This is a genomic window from Ancylobacter radicis (genome assembly GCF_018449475.1).
In the GTDB taxonomy this organism is placed as follows: Bacteria; Pseudomonadota; Alphaproteobacteria; order Rhizobiales; family Xanthobacteraceae; genus Ancylobacter; species Ancylobacter radicis.
Genome location: NZ_JAHCQH010000014.1, coordinates 252,460 through 268,001 on the forward strand (window position 1 = coordinate 252,460; position 15,542 = coordinate 268,001).

Sequence of the window (15,542 nt, forward strand, 5' to 3'; positions counted from 1 at the left end):
TCGATCTATGGGTGAGTCATGTCGCGCATCGCTTATGTGAACGGACAATATGTGCCGCACGGTCAGGCCTATGTGCACATCGAGGATCGCGGCTACCAGTTCGCCGACGGGGTCTATGAGGTGTGCGAGGTGCGCGCCGGGCGGATGATCGACGAGCGGCGCCACATGGAACGGCTGGAGCGGTCCCTGCGCGAGATGCGCATGGCCATGCCGATGCCGCTGAAGGCGCTCGGCATCGTGCTGCGGGAGACGATCCGCCGGAACCGGGTTCGCGACGGGTTCGTCTATCTGCAGGTGACGCGGGGCGTCGCGCCGCGCGATCATTATTTCCCCGCGCCGGGCACGCCTCCGTCCATCGTGGTGACGGCCCGCCATGTCGACCCCGCCAAGGGGGACGCACTGGCCCTTCAGGGCATGGCCGTCATCACCGTGCCAGAGAACCGCTGGGAGCGGGTGGACATCAAGACCGTCGGGCTGCTGCCCAACGTTCTCGCCAAGCAGGCGGCGAAGGAAGCGGGCGCACGCGAAGCCTGGTTCGTGGATGCGGAGGGTAGGGTAACGGAAGGTGGCTCGACCAACGCCTGGATCGTCACCCGCGACGGCAAGCTGGTCACCCGCCCCGCCGAGAGCGGCATCCTGCGCGGAATTACACGCACCGTGATGATGGATGTCGCGGAGAAACTGCAGATCCGCGTCGAGGAACGTCCCTTCACCGTGGTCGAGGCGTTGGCGGCAAGGGAGGCCTTCGTCACCTCGGCGACCAATTTCGCCATGCCCGTGGTGCGAATCGACGGGCAGGTCATTGGTGATGGGATACCGGGTCCGGTGACACGCGCGCTGCGCGAGAACTTCCATCACCATGCGGAAATCGCAGATTAATGCTGCTTAACCGCTTGCCAGACGAAAGCATCTTGCGCGATAGGCATGGTGTGCCATGCTTGTCACGCACATCTTCCTAGCGAAGGCTCCCCGGACGGGGGCGTTCTCCTCCGAAGATGGCCGCGCCGACACGACGAGCAACAACAAACAAACGGATCAAAAAAACCATGGCCGCGGAACGTTCACAGAACCTCCAGGACACCTTTCTCAACCACGTCCGCAAGAACAAGACCCCCCTCACGATCTTCCTCGTCAACGGCGTCAAGCTGCAGGGCGTCGTGACCTGGTTCGACAATTTCTGCGTGCTGCTGCGCCGGGATGGTCATTCCCAGCTTGTCTACAAGCACGCCATCTCGACCATCATGCCGGGTCACCCTGTCCAGCTCTTCGAGCCGGACGAGACGGCGGAGAAGGGCTGAGTTGGAACTGAAGGGTACGCGTCAGGCTTCGGAAGCTCGCTCGGCGGGACCGGAGTCGGGCGGCCCGCGGGGCGATACCACCAAGGTCGTGGTGCTGGTTCCCTTCCTCACGCGCCGCGCCGAAGCGGATGCGGTGCCCCGCCGCTCGCTCGAAGCCCGCGTCGACGAGGCGGTGGGGCTGGCGCTTGCCATTGATCTCGATGTCGTGGCCGCGCTGCCCATCGGACTTGGACAAATCCGCCCCGCTACCTATCTCGGCTCCGGCAAGGTCGAGGAGATTGCCGGCATCGTCGCGGCCGAGGATGCCGGCCTTGTGTTCGTCGACGCGCCGCTCAGTCCGGTGCAGCAGCGCAATCTCGAAAAAGCGTTTTCCGCCAAGGTCATCGACCGGACAGCTCTTATCTTGGAGATATTCGGGCAGCGCGCCCGTACCAAGGAGGGTGTGTTGCAGGTCGAGCTGGCGCATCTGAATTATCAGCGCAGCCGGCTGGTTCGCTCGTGGACCCATCTGGAGCGGCAGCGCGGTGGTTTCGGCTTTCTCGGTGGACCGGGCGAGACGCAGATCGAAGCCGACCGTCGCCTCATCGGCGAGCGCATCGTCAAGATCGAGCGCGAACTGGAGCAGGTGAAGCGCACCCGTGCGCTGCATCGCGCCAGCCGCAAGAAGGTGCCTTACCCGGTGGTGGCACTGGTCGGCTACACCAATGCCGGCAAGTCGACCCTGTTCAACCGGCTCACCCAGGCGGAGGTGATGGCGCAGGATCTGTTGTTTGCCACGCTGGACCCTACCTTGCGGGCGGTCCAGCTCCCGAGCGGTGAGCGGATCATCCTGTCCGATACGGTGGGGTTCATTTCCGAGCTGCCGACCCAACTCGTCGCCGCCTTCCGCGCAACTCTGGAAGAGGTGATCGAGGCGGATGTCATTCTGCATGTGCGCGACATGTCGCATGAGGATGCGCAGGCGCAGGCTTCTGACGTCGAGGGCGTGCTGGGTGATCTGGATATCGACCCTCAGGACCATCAGCGGGTGATCGAAGTCTGGAACAAGATCGACCGGCTCAGCGAAGACGATCGGACCAGCCTGTTCAACACCGTAGAGCGCCGTGAAGGCGATGAGCGGCCGGTTCCCGTGTCGGCGCTGACAGGGGAGGGCGTTGAAGGGCTTCTCCTTGCGATTTCAAGGCGTCTCGCCCGTGACCGGGTCAGTCTCAAGGTCGACCTTGAAGCGTCCGATGGCGAGGGGCTCAGCTGGCTGTACCGGCACACCGAGGTGATGGAGCGGCGGCAGGACGAAGAGGGCCATCTGCATCTGGCGGTCCGCGTGCCGCCCGACCGTGCAGAACATATCGAGCGCCGCTTCGGGGGCCGGCGGCTTCCCGCCAGCCGGCGCGGATAATACGCGTCAGGTTGTGGGGGTCTTGTCGGGGGCAGGGGGCGTCGCCCTCCCCTTGGCCTCCTGCCACAGCGCCTCCATCTCATCGAGACTTGCCTCAGTGGGCGTGCGGCCGGCTTCTGCCAGCCTGTCCTCGATGAAGGAGAAGCGGCTGACGAATTTCTGGTTGGTGCCTCTCAGAGCGGCCTCGGGATCGACCCCCAGATGCCGCGCCAGATTGGCGAGGGCAAACAGAAGATCGCCGACCTCGCCCGCTGCGGCCGCCTCACGGTCGCCGGCCGCGATCTCGACTTCGACCTCGTCGATTTCCTCACGGATCTTGTCGAGCACCATCCGGGTATCCGGCCAATCGAAGCCGACCGTGGCCGCTTTGGCCTGGAGCTTAACGGCGCGGGTGAGGGCGGGTGTCGCCACCGGAACGCTTGCCAGAAGACGCGGCTGATCCGGCTCCGCCGCTTCGCCCCGCAGGCGCCGCCGTTCGGCCCGTGTGACTTTCTCCTCGGCCTTGATCGCGTCCCACGCGGCATTCACGGCGCCGACATCGCGGGTGCCGGCCGCCCCGAAGACATGGGGATGCCGACGGATCATCTTGGCCGTGATGGCCCCGACGACGTCGCCGAAATCGAAGGCGCCTTCTTCCTCGGCGATACGGGCATGAAACACGACCTGAAGAAGAAGGTCGCCCAGTTCGTCGCACAGATCATCGGTGTCGCCGCGCGCGATCGCATCTGCGACCTCGTAGGCTTCTTCGATCGTGTAGGGGGCGATGGTGGCGAAGCTCTGCTCTAGATCCCACGGACAGCCCGTGCCCGGTGTCCGCAGCGCCACCATGATCTCAAGGAGGCGACGAATGTCGCGGGAAGGCGTCATTTCCATCGATCAGTGACTCGCAGAAGACATATTATGGAAAACAAAACAGTATGGTGGCCGGGTGAACGTGTTCAATAATGGTCGTAACCACCTGTCAGAGCGTGATTTTCAGTCCATCGTGAGCCGCGATCACGCCTTCTGGCAGTTCGCTCATGAGCGTCCGGTAGTCCAGATCGGTGTGCATGTTGGTCAGCACCGCGCGCCCTGGCTTGACCCGGGCTATCCATTCCAGCGCCTCGCCCAGCGAGAAATGCGTGGGATGCGGCCGCGGCCGCAGCGCGTCTACGATCCACAGGTCGAGGTTCTCCAGGAACGGCAGGCTCTCATCCGGCAGGTCGTGCAGGTCGCTGGAATAAGCTAGCCCGCCGATACGAAAGCCGAAGGAGATGATGTTGCCGTGGAACTGGCGGAAGGCTGTCGCTTCGATCGGGCCGCCGGGGCCGTCGACGTGGATCGTATCGCCGTGCCCGTACCGGTGTTCGTTGAGGATCGGCGGGTAATCGCTGCCCGGCGGCGTCTCGAAGCAGTAACCGAAACGCTGATGCATGATGGCCGAGGTTTCCGCATCCAACCACAGATCCATCCGCCGCCGGTGCTGGATGGTCAGCGGACGTACATCGTCGATGCCGTGGGTGTGGTCGGCATGCTCATGGGTGATGAGAATGCCGTCCAGATGGTCGACGTCGGCGTCGAGCAACTGCTCGCGCAGATCCGGCGAGGTGTCGATAAGGACGCGGGTCGGGGAGGCGACGCCTTCCGCGAACCGCTCCACCAGCATGGAACAGCGGCGCCGCCGGTTGCGTGGTTCATTGGGGTCGCATGCACCCCACCCCTGCCCCACTCGCGGCACTCCGCCCGACGAGCCGCAGCCGAGGATGGTGAAGGTCAAAGCCATGCGTCAGCGTCGCTCGCTCTAGTGCGCCCTAGCGAACAGGCGGAAGAAGTTCTGCGTGGTGAGCGTGGCGATCTCATCGACCGACAGCCCCCGCGCCTCGGCGAGTATACGGGCCGTCTCGACCACATAGGAAGGCTCGTTGCGCTTTCCGCGCCAGGGATTGGGCGCGAGATAGGGCGCGTCGGTTTCGACGAGAAGGCGGTCGGCGGGCAGTTCGGCGGCGATCTCCCTCAAGGGCATCCCAGTCTTGAAGGTCAGGATCCCCGAGAAAGATACATAGCCGCCGAGCGCGACGGCACGATGGGCGAGGTCGGGTCCTGCCGTGAAGCAGTGCAGGACGAAGCCGAAGGCGCCCTTCCCGCTTTCCTCTTCGAGAATGGTCGCCACATCCTCATCCGCGCTCCGTGCGTGGATGACCAGCGGCAGGCCGGTGCGGCGCGCGGCCTCGATGTGCAGGCGAAAGCTCGCTGCCTGAGCGTCGCGGGGCGCGGTGTCGTAATGATAGTCGAGGCCCGCCTCGCCAATGGCGACCACCTTGGGATGGTCCGCCGCGCGCAGCAACTCGTCCAGGGACACATCGGCCTCTTCGGCCGCATTGTGCGGATGCGTCCCGACCGAACAGAACACGTCCTCGAAACGCTCGGCGATGGCCTGCACCTGCGCCGAGCGGCGGACGCGCGTGCCGATCGTCACCATGCGGCCGACTCCGGCGGCGCGGGCGCGCGCCACCACGTCGTCGAGTTCCGCCGCGAAGTCCGGGAAGTCGAGATGGCAGTGGCTGTCGACGATCATGATGCCGTCGGCGCCTCGGGCTCGACATAGCGCGGGAAAACGCCGACTGGCGGAGGGAGAGCGGTTCCACCCACGAGCCGACCGGCCTCGCCCAGCCGGTCGAATGTCCGCGCCTCGGCCGGCACGGCGAGCAGGTCCAGCAGCTTGGAGGCGCTGGCGGGGATGAAGGGCTGGGCGAGCATCGCCACCTGCCGTACCACCTCGGCTGTGGTCCACAGAACGGTGCCGAATCGCTCGGGATCGGTCTTGCGCAGTTCCCAGGGCGCCGCACCGGCAAAATAGCGGTTGGCTTCGGCGACGACCGACCAGATCGCGCCGAGTGCCTGATGGATCTGCTGGATTTCCATCGCCTCGCGCACCTTGGAAGCCATGGCGTCGGCCATGGCCAGGATCGCGGCATCATCCGGCGCTGGGGTGCCCGATGCCGGCAGCGTGCCGCCGAGGTTTTTGGCGATCATCGACAGCGAACGCTGCGCGAGATTGCCGAGGTCGTTGGCGAGATCGGCATTGGTGCGCGCGACGATGGCCTCATGGCTGTAGGAGCCGTCCTGCCCGAATGGGATTTCGCGCAGCAGGAAATAGCGCAGCGCGTCGACGCCATAGGCATTGGCGAGGTCGAACGGGTCGATGACGTTGCCGACCGATTTCGACATCTTCTCCCCGCGATTATGGATGAAGCCGTGCGCGAACACGGTCTTCGGCGGCTCCAGGCCGGCGGAGAGCAGGAAGGCGGGCCAGTACACCGCGTGGAAGCGGATGATGTCCTTGCCGATAATGTGCAGGTTCGCCGGCCAGAAGCGCTTGAAGCTCTCGCTCGCCAGGTCGGGATAGCCGACGCCGGTGATGTAGTTGGTCAGCGCGTCGACCCACACATACATCACATGTTCTTCGTCACCGGGGACCGGGATGCCCCAGGAGAAGGTCGTGCGGCTGATCGACAGATCCTGCAGGCCGCCCTTGACGAAACTCACCACCTCATTGCGCCGGCTCTCCGGGCGGATGAAGTCGGGATGGGTCTCGTAATAGGCGAGCAGGCGATCCTGATAGGCCGAGAGGCGGAAGAAATAGCTCTTTTCCTCGGTCCATTCCACGGGCGTGCCCTGCGGCCCGAGGCGGACGCCATCGGCATTCACCGTGGTCTCTTCCTCGGCGTAGTAGGCCTCGTCGCGCACGGAGTACCAGCCGGAATAGGCATCCAGATAGATATCGCCGGCCTCGACCATGCGCTGCCAGATCGCCTGCGAGGAGACGACGTGATCCTGATCCGTGGTGCGGATGAAGCGGTCATATTCGACGCCCAGCAGGGCATCCATCTGCTTGAAGCGCGTGGAGTTTTTCGTCGCCCATTCGAGAGGCGTCAGTCCCTGCTTCTCGGCGGTCTGGGCCATCTTCAGGCCGTGCTCATCCGTGCCGGTGAGGAAGAATACCTCATAGCCGTCGAGCTTCTTGAAGCGCGCCAGGGCATCGGCGGCGATCTTCTCATAGGCGTGGCCGATATGCGGCACGCCATTGGGATAGTCGATGGCCGTGGTGATGTAGAAGGCAGGTTTCACGCGGTCACTTCCTGCGGCAAAACCGGCTGCGGCGCGCTCAGGGGCGCACGGCCTCGTCGAGCGTCGCGAAAATCCGGAAGACGAGTGTTTTGCGGTCGAGATTATAGGTATCGGCGTCGACCGCGGCGCGGCGAACCTTCTCCCACACCTCCGGCAGCCGTGCAAGGCGCAGGCTGGGGCGCTGGCGGCGGCCTGTGGCATGATCGGAGATCCAGCCTTCCACCGTACCGACAAAGTTCTCGAAAGCCCCTCCCCGGTCGCCCTGCAGCCGCTCACCGAGCGCGTGCAGTGCCTTGGGGTCGACGGCGGGGAGGGCATCCAGGAGTTCCGCCGTCGCCTTGCGCACCGCCAGCCCGTCGCCGGAGAGCAAGGCCAATGCTTCGCGCACGCTTCCACCCGCCGCCATCGCGGCTTCCTCGAAGCGGGATCGATCAAGTTCCATGGACTGGCTCAATATCTCAAGGCAGGCGATGACCTCTTCCGTGGGAAGCGAGCGCAGGTGCACCATGCGACAACGCGAGCGGATGGTCGGCAGAAGCCGTCCGGGCGCGTGGCTCACCAGCAGGAAGAGGGAGCGCGACGGCGGTTCCTCCAGTGTCTTCAGCAGCGCATTGGCGCCCTGCGCGTTCATCTCGTCCAGCGTATCGACCACGCAGACCCGCCAGCCTCCGAGCGCGGGCGTTGAACCGAAGAAGCTCCTGACCTTTCGCACGGTCTCGGCCGGAATCATCGTCGGCAGCTTGCCGGCATCGTTCGGCGTGCGCCGCAGGACCAGCAGATCGGGATGCGATAGCGCAGCGACCTGCCGCGCGACAGAATGTGCGGGATCAATCGCTAGCGCGTGCGCAGGCGCGGCGCCATTGGAGAGCACGAAGCGCGCGACCTGATAGGCGAAGGTTGCCTTGCCGATGCCCTCAGGCCCGCCAATCAGCAGCGCGTGGGGCAGGCGCCCAGCGTCCCATGCCTCCCGGACCATGGCCTGAGCCTCGATATGACCGACCAGGTTGTGGGTGTCGCGTGGCGTCGGCGCTGTGCCGAAGCGGTCGGCTTCAAGGACCGCATCGCTCATGAGGGTGTACTCCGTCGTCGCGGCTTCACAGGGCTTAGTCGCTGCTCGACGACACTCCAGACTGTCTCCGACACGCTGCTCGGATCCTCGCGGGCATCGACGACGACGCAGCGTTCGGGCTCTCGCGCGGCAATGGCAAGAAACCCGTCACGCAGCGTGCGATGAAAGGAGATGTCTTCGCTTTCGAAGCGATCTGCCCCGGGGCCGGAACGGGCGGCGGCGCGGGCGAGGCCTTGCTCGGCGGGAATGTCCAGAATGAAGGTCAGGTTCGGCCGCGTCTCACCGACCGTGAGGCGCTCCAGTGACTCGATCAATTCGGCATCGACCCGCCCGCTGGCGCCCTGATAAGCGCGGGTCGAGTCCGCGAAACGGTCCGAAATAACCCAGGCTCCGCGCGCCAGCGCCGGGCGGATGGTGGCCTCCAGATGATCCGCCCGAGCCGCCGCGAACAACGCGGTCTCCGCCAGCGCGCCTAGCGGCTTGGCGGCGCCGGCAAGCAGCACATGACGGATGGCCTCGGCCCCCGGCGAACCGCCCGGTTCCCGTGTCACGACCACAGCGATGCCCAACTGCCTCAGACGATCGGCAAGTCTGTGCACCTGCGTCGACTTGCCGGCGCCCTCCCCGCCTTCAAACGTGATGAAGCATCCGCGCCGGCTTTTTTGAGACCGCGATGGTGGCGTGTCAGGTGCGTCGGGTGAGCGCATCGGCATGTCAGCTGGTCAGCTTTACCTTGCGCATGACTTCCTCATAGCCCTGCCGCAACAACCCGACTACGAGTTCATAGGCGCCGTCGAGCGCGCGCCGCCACAAGGGCCCGGCCTCCACGCTGTCGGCGGCATAAAGCGGTACCTCAAGCGCAATCTGATCGCCGCGCGAGACCTCCAGCCGGGCGATCTGCGCCCCTTTCTCCACCGGGGCGGGGATTGGCCCTTCGTAACGGATTCGCGCGGCAATGCGCTCGTCGCCGTTGCGCGGCACCAGCACCTTGATCGCGCCGCTTCCGACCAGCGGCACGGCGCCCTGTACGCCGCCATAGAGGGTCGCCTCGCCGACGCTGTCTCCCTGACCGAACAGCAGCCGGGACTCGAAGGATCGGAAACCCCACTCCAGCAGCTTTCTCGCGTCTTCCGCCCTCTCCTTTTCGGTCTTGGCGCCCATGATGACGACGATCAGGCGCTGCCCGTCCTGGGTGGCGGATCCAACGAGATTGAAGCCGGATTCTTTCAGATAGCCCGTCATGAAACCGTCCGCGCCGAGGCTCATGCCCAGCAGCGGATTGCGATTGTTCTGGCGAATCTTGCTCCAGGTGAAGTCCGGCTCGCTGTAGATTCGATACAGGTCCGGGTACTCGCGGATGATATGGGCCGCCAGACGTGCCAGGTCGCGGGCGGTCGTCTTCTGATCGGGGTCGGAAAGGCCATTCGCGTTGTGGAAGCTCGAAGAGGTGAGCCCGAGGCGCTTGGCTTCTTCGTTCATCCGCACCGAAAAGGCGAGTTCATTGCCCGCGATACCTTCCGCGAGAATGATCGCCGCGTCGTTGCCGGAGGGAATGATGGCGCCCCGCATCAGGTCGCTCACCTTGATCGAGCTGTTCAAGGCCGCGAACATGGTCGCCCCGCCGGACGGAGCGCCACCGCGGCGCCAGGCATACTCGCTGACCTTGATTTCCTTGTCGGGCGAGAGTCGCCCCTCGGCCACCTCCCGGAAGACGACCGCCATGGTCATGAGCTTGGCAAGGCTTGCCGGATAATTCTGCGTGTCCGCGGCACGCTCATAGAGCACGGTGCCGCTGTCGAAATCGACGAGGATGGCCTGCGGGGAAGCAATCGTCGGCGCCTGTTGGGCGATTGCGGGGCTGAACAGCGCGAACAGGAGCCCGCACATCAGAAGGCCGCGCAGCGGGGTGAGGAAACCGATCCTTGGGCGCATCTTTAGTGCGGGTGCCATGCTCGTTCCTCTCCCATGTTGGGCAGAGTTAGCAGCCAGCGGCACGTCCAGCAATGCAGGTAGCGCTTCCTCTGGCCTCAGTAGAGACCGCGACCCGTTCCAACCGGCGTTGTGACGCCGGAGGCTGCATAGCCCATTGCCGGCTGGGCGCCGACAATCCAGCCCGTCGGCGCCTGATCCGCCTCGGCAACCAGAGGATCGATGGCGGGTGCCGTCCGGACGGGAGCAGTACGAACCGGCGCCGGCTGGGCGGCGGCTACCTGAACATGGCGCGGTGCCGGAGGCGCGGCAAAGGTCGGCGCCGCGCGGCTCGGTGCCGTCTGCGCGGCGACAAGGCCCGCGCGCGGTTGCGGCTTGCTGGCGACGCGCACCGGCGCAATCACGGGTGCTTCCTCAAGAGCTTCCGCAACCTGCTGGTCGGGGGCGTCGCCGAGATCGAACGGACGTGCCGGCGGGAGCGGCACATTCGCCGCGACCGTGGCCGAGCCCATGCGCATCGGTACCGGAGCCGCCGAAGCGAGCATCACGTTGGGAGCGGGAGCCGAACCATTCTGGCGCAACGTCGCGGCGAGTTGGATGTCGTCGGATCCCTCAAGAGGAGCGCGGCCGACATATTCGACCTTCACGCGTGCGGTACCGCGGCTCTTGAAGCCGAGAAGATCAGCCGCACGCTGTGAGACGTCGATCACACGATTGCCATGATAGGGGCCGCGGTCGTTCACGCGGACCACCATCGACCGGCCATTGTCCTTGTTGGTGATGCGGACATAGGACGGCATGGGCAGCGTGGGATGCGCGGCCGCGATCGAATGCATGTCGAACACTTCGCCATTGGCCGTCAGCCGGCCATGGAAGTCGTCGCCATACCAGGAAGCCAGACCTTCGGCGTTGTAGCTCGCGGGTTCCTGCGGAACATAGGTCTTGCCGGCAACGACATAGGGCTTGCCGACGCGATAGGCGCCGCCACCCTTCGGCACCGGCTGGCCCATCGCGACCACGCGCGGGCTGGCGGAGACCCCGTATTTCGGATCGATCTTGCTGGAGAGCTTCTGTGAGCCACTGCAATTGGCGACGAGGAGGCCGACGCCGCACAGGGCGACAATCCGACCGATACCGGCGACACGCAGGCGCACCGAATTTTCGGTTGCGCGCGTAAGAGCTGGATTCGTCCCCATTCACCCCGACCGCTTTGTGAGCGCCCTACCCTCGTCGCACCGAAATGATGCAGCAAAGGGCGACCGCACCTCACCCGAGTTCGCCGGCAGTCTAGCCGTCGATCCCATATCTGTCTGCCAAGAGGCGTTTGGACTGAGGCGAAAATGGGGCGCACATTACATTATGGTAAAGGAAGGGTAAGCGTCGCGATTCCAATACCTTGTGCCTTGACAGGCGGCGTCGGCGTCCTGCCTAGCCACGCAGCGCCGCCGCGGGCGATTGGCGATAGGCAAACAGCGCGGGCAGCGCCGAGGCGAGAGCTGTCAGTGCCAGCAGCGCGCCGAGGCGGGCCAGATCGGCGGCGGTGAACCCGACCGGCATCATCATGCCACTGGCCTCGGTGACGACTATCGACAGCAGCCGAGCCCCCGCATAGCCGAGCGCGAAGCCGGCAACCAGACCGGAGCCGGCGATCAGCAGCACTTCGCCCCACACGATGGCGAACACCGCCGGGCGTGGGGCGCCAAGCGCGCGCAGCGCCCCGATCTGCCGGCGCCGCTGCACGACATGGACGCTGACGACAAGGAGGATGGCGAAGCCGACCAGAGCCTGCGCGCCACCCGCGATCAGCGTAAGGATGAGCCGCACATCGCCAAGGGTGGAATAGAGACGGGTGAGCACTTCGCCAGGAAACACAGCGACTGTGTGATCGCTGCGATATTGCTGCCGGAGCTTGTAGGCATCGGCAATGCTGCGCGGCTTGACCACGATTGCGGGGACGCCGGGGGCATGTGGATCCGCCACCGTCTGGTCGGAGAGCGGGGTGTCGAGGACGCTGCCCGACTGATCCGGGCGAGTGGTTCCGGGCAGAAACGGGTTGCCGGGCGGTGAACTGGCGCCGGCAGCCGGAACCGCGTGATCCGCACTTTGATCGTGATCATGGTCGGCATCGTGACCGTCTTGCGCGTGAGCATCCTCTTCACCAGCGGCCCGGTCGTGTCCCCCATGATCGTGATCATGCGCCAGCCAGACGGTCTCGATCGGCACGAGCACTGCGCGATCCCACGGGGTGCCGGTCGCGGCAAGGCGGCCCACGACCTCGTAGGTGATCTCGGTGTGGACACCGGTGGGTTCGCCAACGCGGCCATGCTGGGGATGGAAATGATCGCCGATCCGCAGGTCCGTGGCGGCGCCAATGACGGCCTCGCCCAACCGGGCAAAACCCCGCCCCTGCCCCATCGAGGCAATGCCGCCAACGAGAGCCGGGGTGGTGCCGACAATCGGATAGTTTTCGACAAAATCACCGAAGCCGACAGGCGCCGCCCAGGCAACGCGGGGATCGGCAATGAGGCCAGCGAGAACCGAACCCGGCATCAGCGGCAGGGGCGCGGGCTGCAGAAATACCGAAGAAAGCACAAGCTGCGTTTCGCTTCCGGGAGCGCCGACCACCAGATCGAAGGCGTTGGCGGAGCGGGCGCTGCCCAGCCGCAGTGCCCGCTCTTGCAGGGTGACGAGCACGCCGAGGGCTGTCGCCAATGCGACGATCAGCATGATGGCGAGAGCGCCGATCCAGTGACGGCGCAGATCGGCGGCGATGAAACGCAGCATCGTCCTAGTCCTTCAGCCGCCCGGACTCGAGGCGCAGCAACCGGTGGAGGCGCGGCACGAGGTGAGGATCGTGAGTGGCGACAATCAGCGTCGCGCCGGCCTCGTGGGTGAGTTCGAGAAGAAGGGCGGCCACGCTCTCCCCCGCGTCCGCATCCAGGCTCGCAGTCGGCTCGTCGGCGACGATCACGCCCGGCCGTGCGGCCAGCGCGCGCGCCACCGCCACGCGCTGCATCTGCCCGCGCGACATCGTCTCGACGGGCTGATCGAGCCTGTCGATGCCGACGCGGCGCAGCAGGCGCTCGGCCTCGGGTTTGGCACCATCAGTCAATCGAAAATGGGCGAGGCGCTGCGGCAGCAGGACATTTTCAAGCGCCGAAAGGCCGGGAAACAGGTGAAATTCCTGCATCACCAACCCGATATGGCGCGCCCGCCAGCGGTCGCGCGCGCCCTGCGACAGGCGGGTGATGTCCGTGCCCGACCAGTCCACGGATCCCCGTTGCGGCACTTCCAGCCCGGTCAGAATGTTGATCAGGCTGGTTTTGCCGCATCCCGAAGGACCAACCAGGGCAACCGTTTCGCCTGGGGCGATGGTCAAGGACGCAAGGGCGAGCGCGGGCTGCTCGAGGCCGGGAAAGCGGAGCTCGACGTCTGCGAGTACCAGCGCGGGAACCGCCTCAGATGGCATGGAAATCAGCGCCTACAATGCGCAGAAGGCTGACGAAGCCGGTCGCTGGATCGGTCCACGAACCGACCTCGAGCGTGCCGCGGACCTCGATGAGCGCGTTGGCCTGTTCAAAGGTTTGGGCGGAACGAAGCCGCACCACGACGATGTTGTCCGGCCAGTCCGCGTCCGAGGAGCAGAACGGGCAGATCGACATCGGGATTTCCGTGAGCACGAAGAAATCGGCTTCGGCCTTGAGCGGAGGGGCCATATAGCCGCGCATCCTCACATCCTTGCCGGCGAGTGCCTTCACCTTGTCGGAGAAGGAGAGGCCAAGCACGCTGACCTTGCCGTACAGCTCATCGAAATCGAGGCTGGCGGAAGACGCGGCCCGTGCCGGAGTGCTGACGGCACCGATCGCCGTTCCTAGAAGGCCGAGCACTGTGCGGCGGTTGAACGGCAGGTCGGACATGAGGAACTCCTCGCAGGCTTTTCCGGCCCGGCGCGTACGCCGGACCGGAGCTTGACGGTAGCGGATCGGCTCAGTTCTGGGCCGGAGACAGCGCGAAAGCGTCGACCAGCACGCGGTAGACGTCGCTCTGCTCCATATAGCCGCGGAAGCCTTCCGAGCCGGGGCCTACGGCCTGAAGCACGACGTCATCGACGGCGTGAACGGCGGTGTCGGCGTTGCGCGGGAGGTTGCCGACGCGCAGCACGGCGCCGGGAACACCCTTATAGGCTTCGTTCGCCACGTATTCCTTCTTCTCGTTCTGCACGGCCGGCTCGAAGGGGCCGTCCAGCTTCGGGCGGAAGGTCTCGTAATAGTCAGGGAAGTTGCTGGAGAAGACGGCTAGGCGGCGGGAGACGTCGACCCGGTCGGGATAGCCGTCGGCATTCTCGTCAGTGTAGTTCGGGAAGCCGGCGCTGGCGTAAACGCCGACCTTCTCGCGCATCTCGGTGCCGGGCTTGTCGTCATCGATGGTGCCGATGATGGAAACCCCGTGCGTGTGGTCGCCGGTCACCACGATCAGCGTGTCCGGATGGGTCTTGGCGAACTCGACGGCGAGGCCGACGGCCTTGTCGAATTCGATAGTGTCGACCAGGGCGCGATCCCAATCCATCGGGTGGGACATCTTGTCGACATTGCCGCCCTCAACCATCAGGAAGAAGCCTTCCGGGTTCTTGGAGAGCTGGCCGAGCGCGGCCTTGGTCATGTCGACGAGGCCGGGCTGGTTGGGGAACTTGGCCACCGTGCCCTTCTTGAGGAATTCGCGGTCGAGCGTGGTGTCCAGATTGCCGGTGTTGAACAGGCCGAGGATCTTGCCGGTGTTGGTGCCGGCGGTGGCAGCGAGTTCGGTCTTGTCGGTCGCGAGGGAGTAGCCTGCATCGCGGAACATCGCGATATAGTCCTTCTCATCCTTACGCTTTGAGCCGGGCGTGGTCTTGGGCAGGAAATAAGCCGAGCCACCGCCGAGGATCACGTCCGGCTTGACCTCGAAGATCATGCCGACAATGTCGGCCTTGTCGGCGCGCAAGCGGGTGTGGGCCACCACGGCCGCGGGGGTCGCGTCCTCGATCTCGGTGTTGGAGACGATGCCGATGGATTTTTTGGTGGTCCGGCGCAGTGCCTCGGCGATGGTCTCGACGCGGGGGTCGTCGAGGCTGTCCTTGGTGCGGTCGGCATAGACGCCGATCGCGTTGACCGCCGTCTTGTGACCGGTCATGTAGGCCGACATGGTGTTGGCGCTATCGGTAGCCACCGCATTCGTCGCCGAGGTGCCGATGAATGCCACCGGCGGAATGTCGTCGAGAGTCAGGCGGCCATTGGCCTTGCCTTCGGTCATGCCCTTCGACATCAGGCGGGCGCCGGTGCGGTGGGCGACCGAGAGGCCATCGGCCAGGAAGAAGATCACGTTCTTCGCCTTGGCGGTGGCCGGGGTGGCGAACACTTCCCAGTTCACGGTCTTGGTGTCGTTACCGGCCTTGGCTTCGACCTTGTAAGTGCCGGGTTTGGCGATGGAGCCGGCGCGGATGATCACCGCGGAAGCCTCGACGCCTTTTTCCTTTTCGACGAACTCGACCGCCTTGCCGAGCACCTTTTCGGCGGGCTCGCCATTGATCGTGACGGTGACGTCCTGCGGCTTCACGACGCCGTCGAACTCGACTTTCATGTCGAACGGCGAGGCGACGAGAATCGTTGCGCGGTCAAGCGGATAGACCGTGGCAGCATCGGCTGCAGAAATCAGGCAGGTGGTAGCGGCGAGGGCCGCGAGCAGGCTGCGCATCCCAGTATCTCCC

The 15,542-nt window shown here is 65.3% G+C and carries 15 protein-coding genes; 3 read left to right on the forward strand and 12 right to left on the reverse strand.

Features of this window, described 5'->3' with window-relative positions:
- The first annotated feature begins 18 nt into the window (after positions 1-18).
- From KIP89_RS04410 to hflX, 3 genes are all read left to right on the forward strand, one after another.
- A complete protein-coding gene (locus KIP89_RS04410; protein ID WP_213754196.1) occupies positions 19-879 on the forward strand; it encodes a D-amino-acid transaminase in 861 nt (286 codons plus the stop codon).
- Between the two features lie 167 nt (positions 880-1,046).
- The gene (gene hfq, locus KIP89_RS04415; RefSeq protein ID WP_192638390.1) at positions 1,047-1,298 is read left to right on the forward strand and encodes an RNA chaperone Hfq; all 252 of its coding nucleotides are present in this window, start codon (positions 1,047-1,049) and stop codon (positions 1,296-1,298) included.
- Position 1,299: 1 nt separating this feature from the next.
- Positions 1,300-2,694, forward strand: coding sequence for a GTPase HflX (gene hflX / locus KIP89_RS04420; RefSeq protein ID WP_250152186.1), 1,395 nt, complete (start codon positions 1,300-1,302; stop codon positions 2,692-2,694).
- A gap of 6 nt (positions 2,695-2,700) precedes the next feature.
- Here the strand turns inward: hflX and mazG are convergent, their stop codons facing one another.
- The 12 genes from mazG to KIP89_RS04480 form a co-directional block, all read right to left on the reverse strand.
- Complete coding sequence (mazG, locus tag KIP89_RS04425) at positions 2,701-3,561, reverse strand: nucleoside triphosphate pyrophosphohydrolase (protein ID WP_213754198.1); 861 nt, start codon at positions 3,559-3,561, stop codon at positions 2,701-2,703.
- A gap of 94 nt (positions 3,562-3,655) precedes the next feature.
- Entirely contained in the window at positions 3,656-4,456 is an 801-nt protein-coding gene (locus tag KIP89_RS04430) for an MBL fold metallo-hydrolase (RefSeq protein WP_213754199.1), read from the reverse strand.
- Between the two features lie 18 nt (positions 4,457-4,474).
- On the reverse strand, positions 4,475-5,248 hold the full coding sequence (locus KIP89_RS04435) for a TatD family hydrolase (protein WP_213754200.1): 774 nt from the start codon (positions 5,246-5,248) through the stop codon (positions 4,475-4,477).
- Entirely contained in the window at positions 5,245-6,801 is a 1,557-nt protein-coding gene (gene metG / locus KIP89_RS04440) for a methionine--tRNA ligase (RefSeq protein ID WP_213754201.1), read from the reverse strand. The genes KIP89_RS04435 and metG overlap by 4 nt, the downstream gene beginning before the upstream one ends.
- A gap of 37 nt (positions 6,802-6,838) precedes the next feature.
- On the reverse strand, positions 6,839-7,870 hold the full coding sequence (locus KIP89_RS04445) for a DNA polymerase III subunit delta' (protein WP_213754202.1): 1,032 nt from the start codon (positions 7,868-7,870) through the stop codon (positions 6,839-6,841).
- Entirely contained in the window at positions 7,867-8,577 is a 711-nt protein-coding gene (gene tmk / locus KIP89_RS04450) for a dTMP kinase (RefSeq protein ID WP_213754203.1), read from the reverse strand. Before tmk ends, KIP89_RS04445 begins: the two co-directional genes overlap by 4 nt.
- Positions 8,578-8,584: 7 nt before the next feature.
- A complete protein-coding gene (locus tag KIP89_RS04455; protein ID WP_501981775.1) occupies positions 8,585-9,757 on the reverse strand; it encodes a D-alanyl-D-alanine carboxypeptidase family protein in 1,173 nt (390 codons plus the stop codon).
- 140 nt (positions 9,758-9,897) lie between these two features.
- The gene (locus KIP89_RS04460; protein WP_213754204.1) at positions 9,898-10,995 is read right to left on the reverse strand and encodes a septal ring lytic transglycosylase RlpA family protein; all 1,098 of its coding nucleotides are present in this window, start codon (positions 10,993-10,995) and stop codon (positions 9,898-9,900) included.
- Positions 10,996-11,227: 232 nt separating this feature from the next.
- Complete coding sequence (locus KIP89_RS04465) at positions 11,228-12,583, reverse strand: ABC transporter permease (protein ID WP_213754205.1); 1,356 nt, start codon at positions 12,581-12,583, stop codon at positions 11,228-11,230.
- Positions 12,584-12,587: 4 nt separating this feature from the next.
- Positions 12,588-13,268 carry an ABC transporter ATP-binding protein gene (locus KIP89_RS04470; protein ID WP_213754206.1) on the reverse strand — a complete coding sequence of 227 codons (681 nt, stop codon included), beginning with the start codon at positions 13,266-13,268 and terminating at the stop codon, positions 12,588-12,590.
- Positions 13,258-13,716 carry a hypothetical protein gene (locus KIP89_RS04475; RefSeq protein WP_213754207.1) on the reverse strand — a complete coding sequence of 153 codons (459 nt, stop codon included), beginning with the start codon at positions 13,714-13,716 and terminating at the stop codon, positions 13,258-13,260. The genes KIP89_RS04470 and KIP89_RS04475 overlap by 11 nt, the downstream gene beginning before the upstream one ends.
- Before the next feature lie 70 nt (positions 13,717-13,786).
- Positions 13,787-15,529, reverse strand: coding sequence for an alkaline phosphatase (locus KIP89_RS04480; protein WP_213754208.1), 1,743 nt, complete (start codon positions 15,527-15,529; stop codon positions 13,787-13,789).
- Positions 15,530-15,542 lie beyond the last annotated feature (13 nt).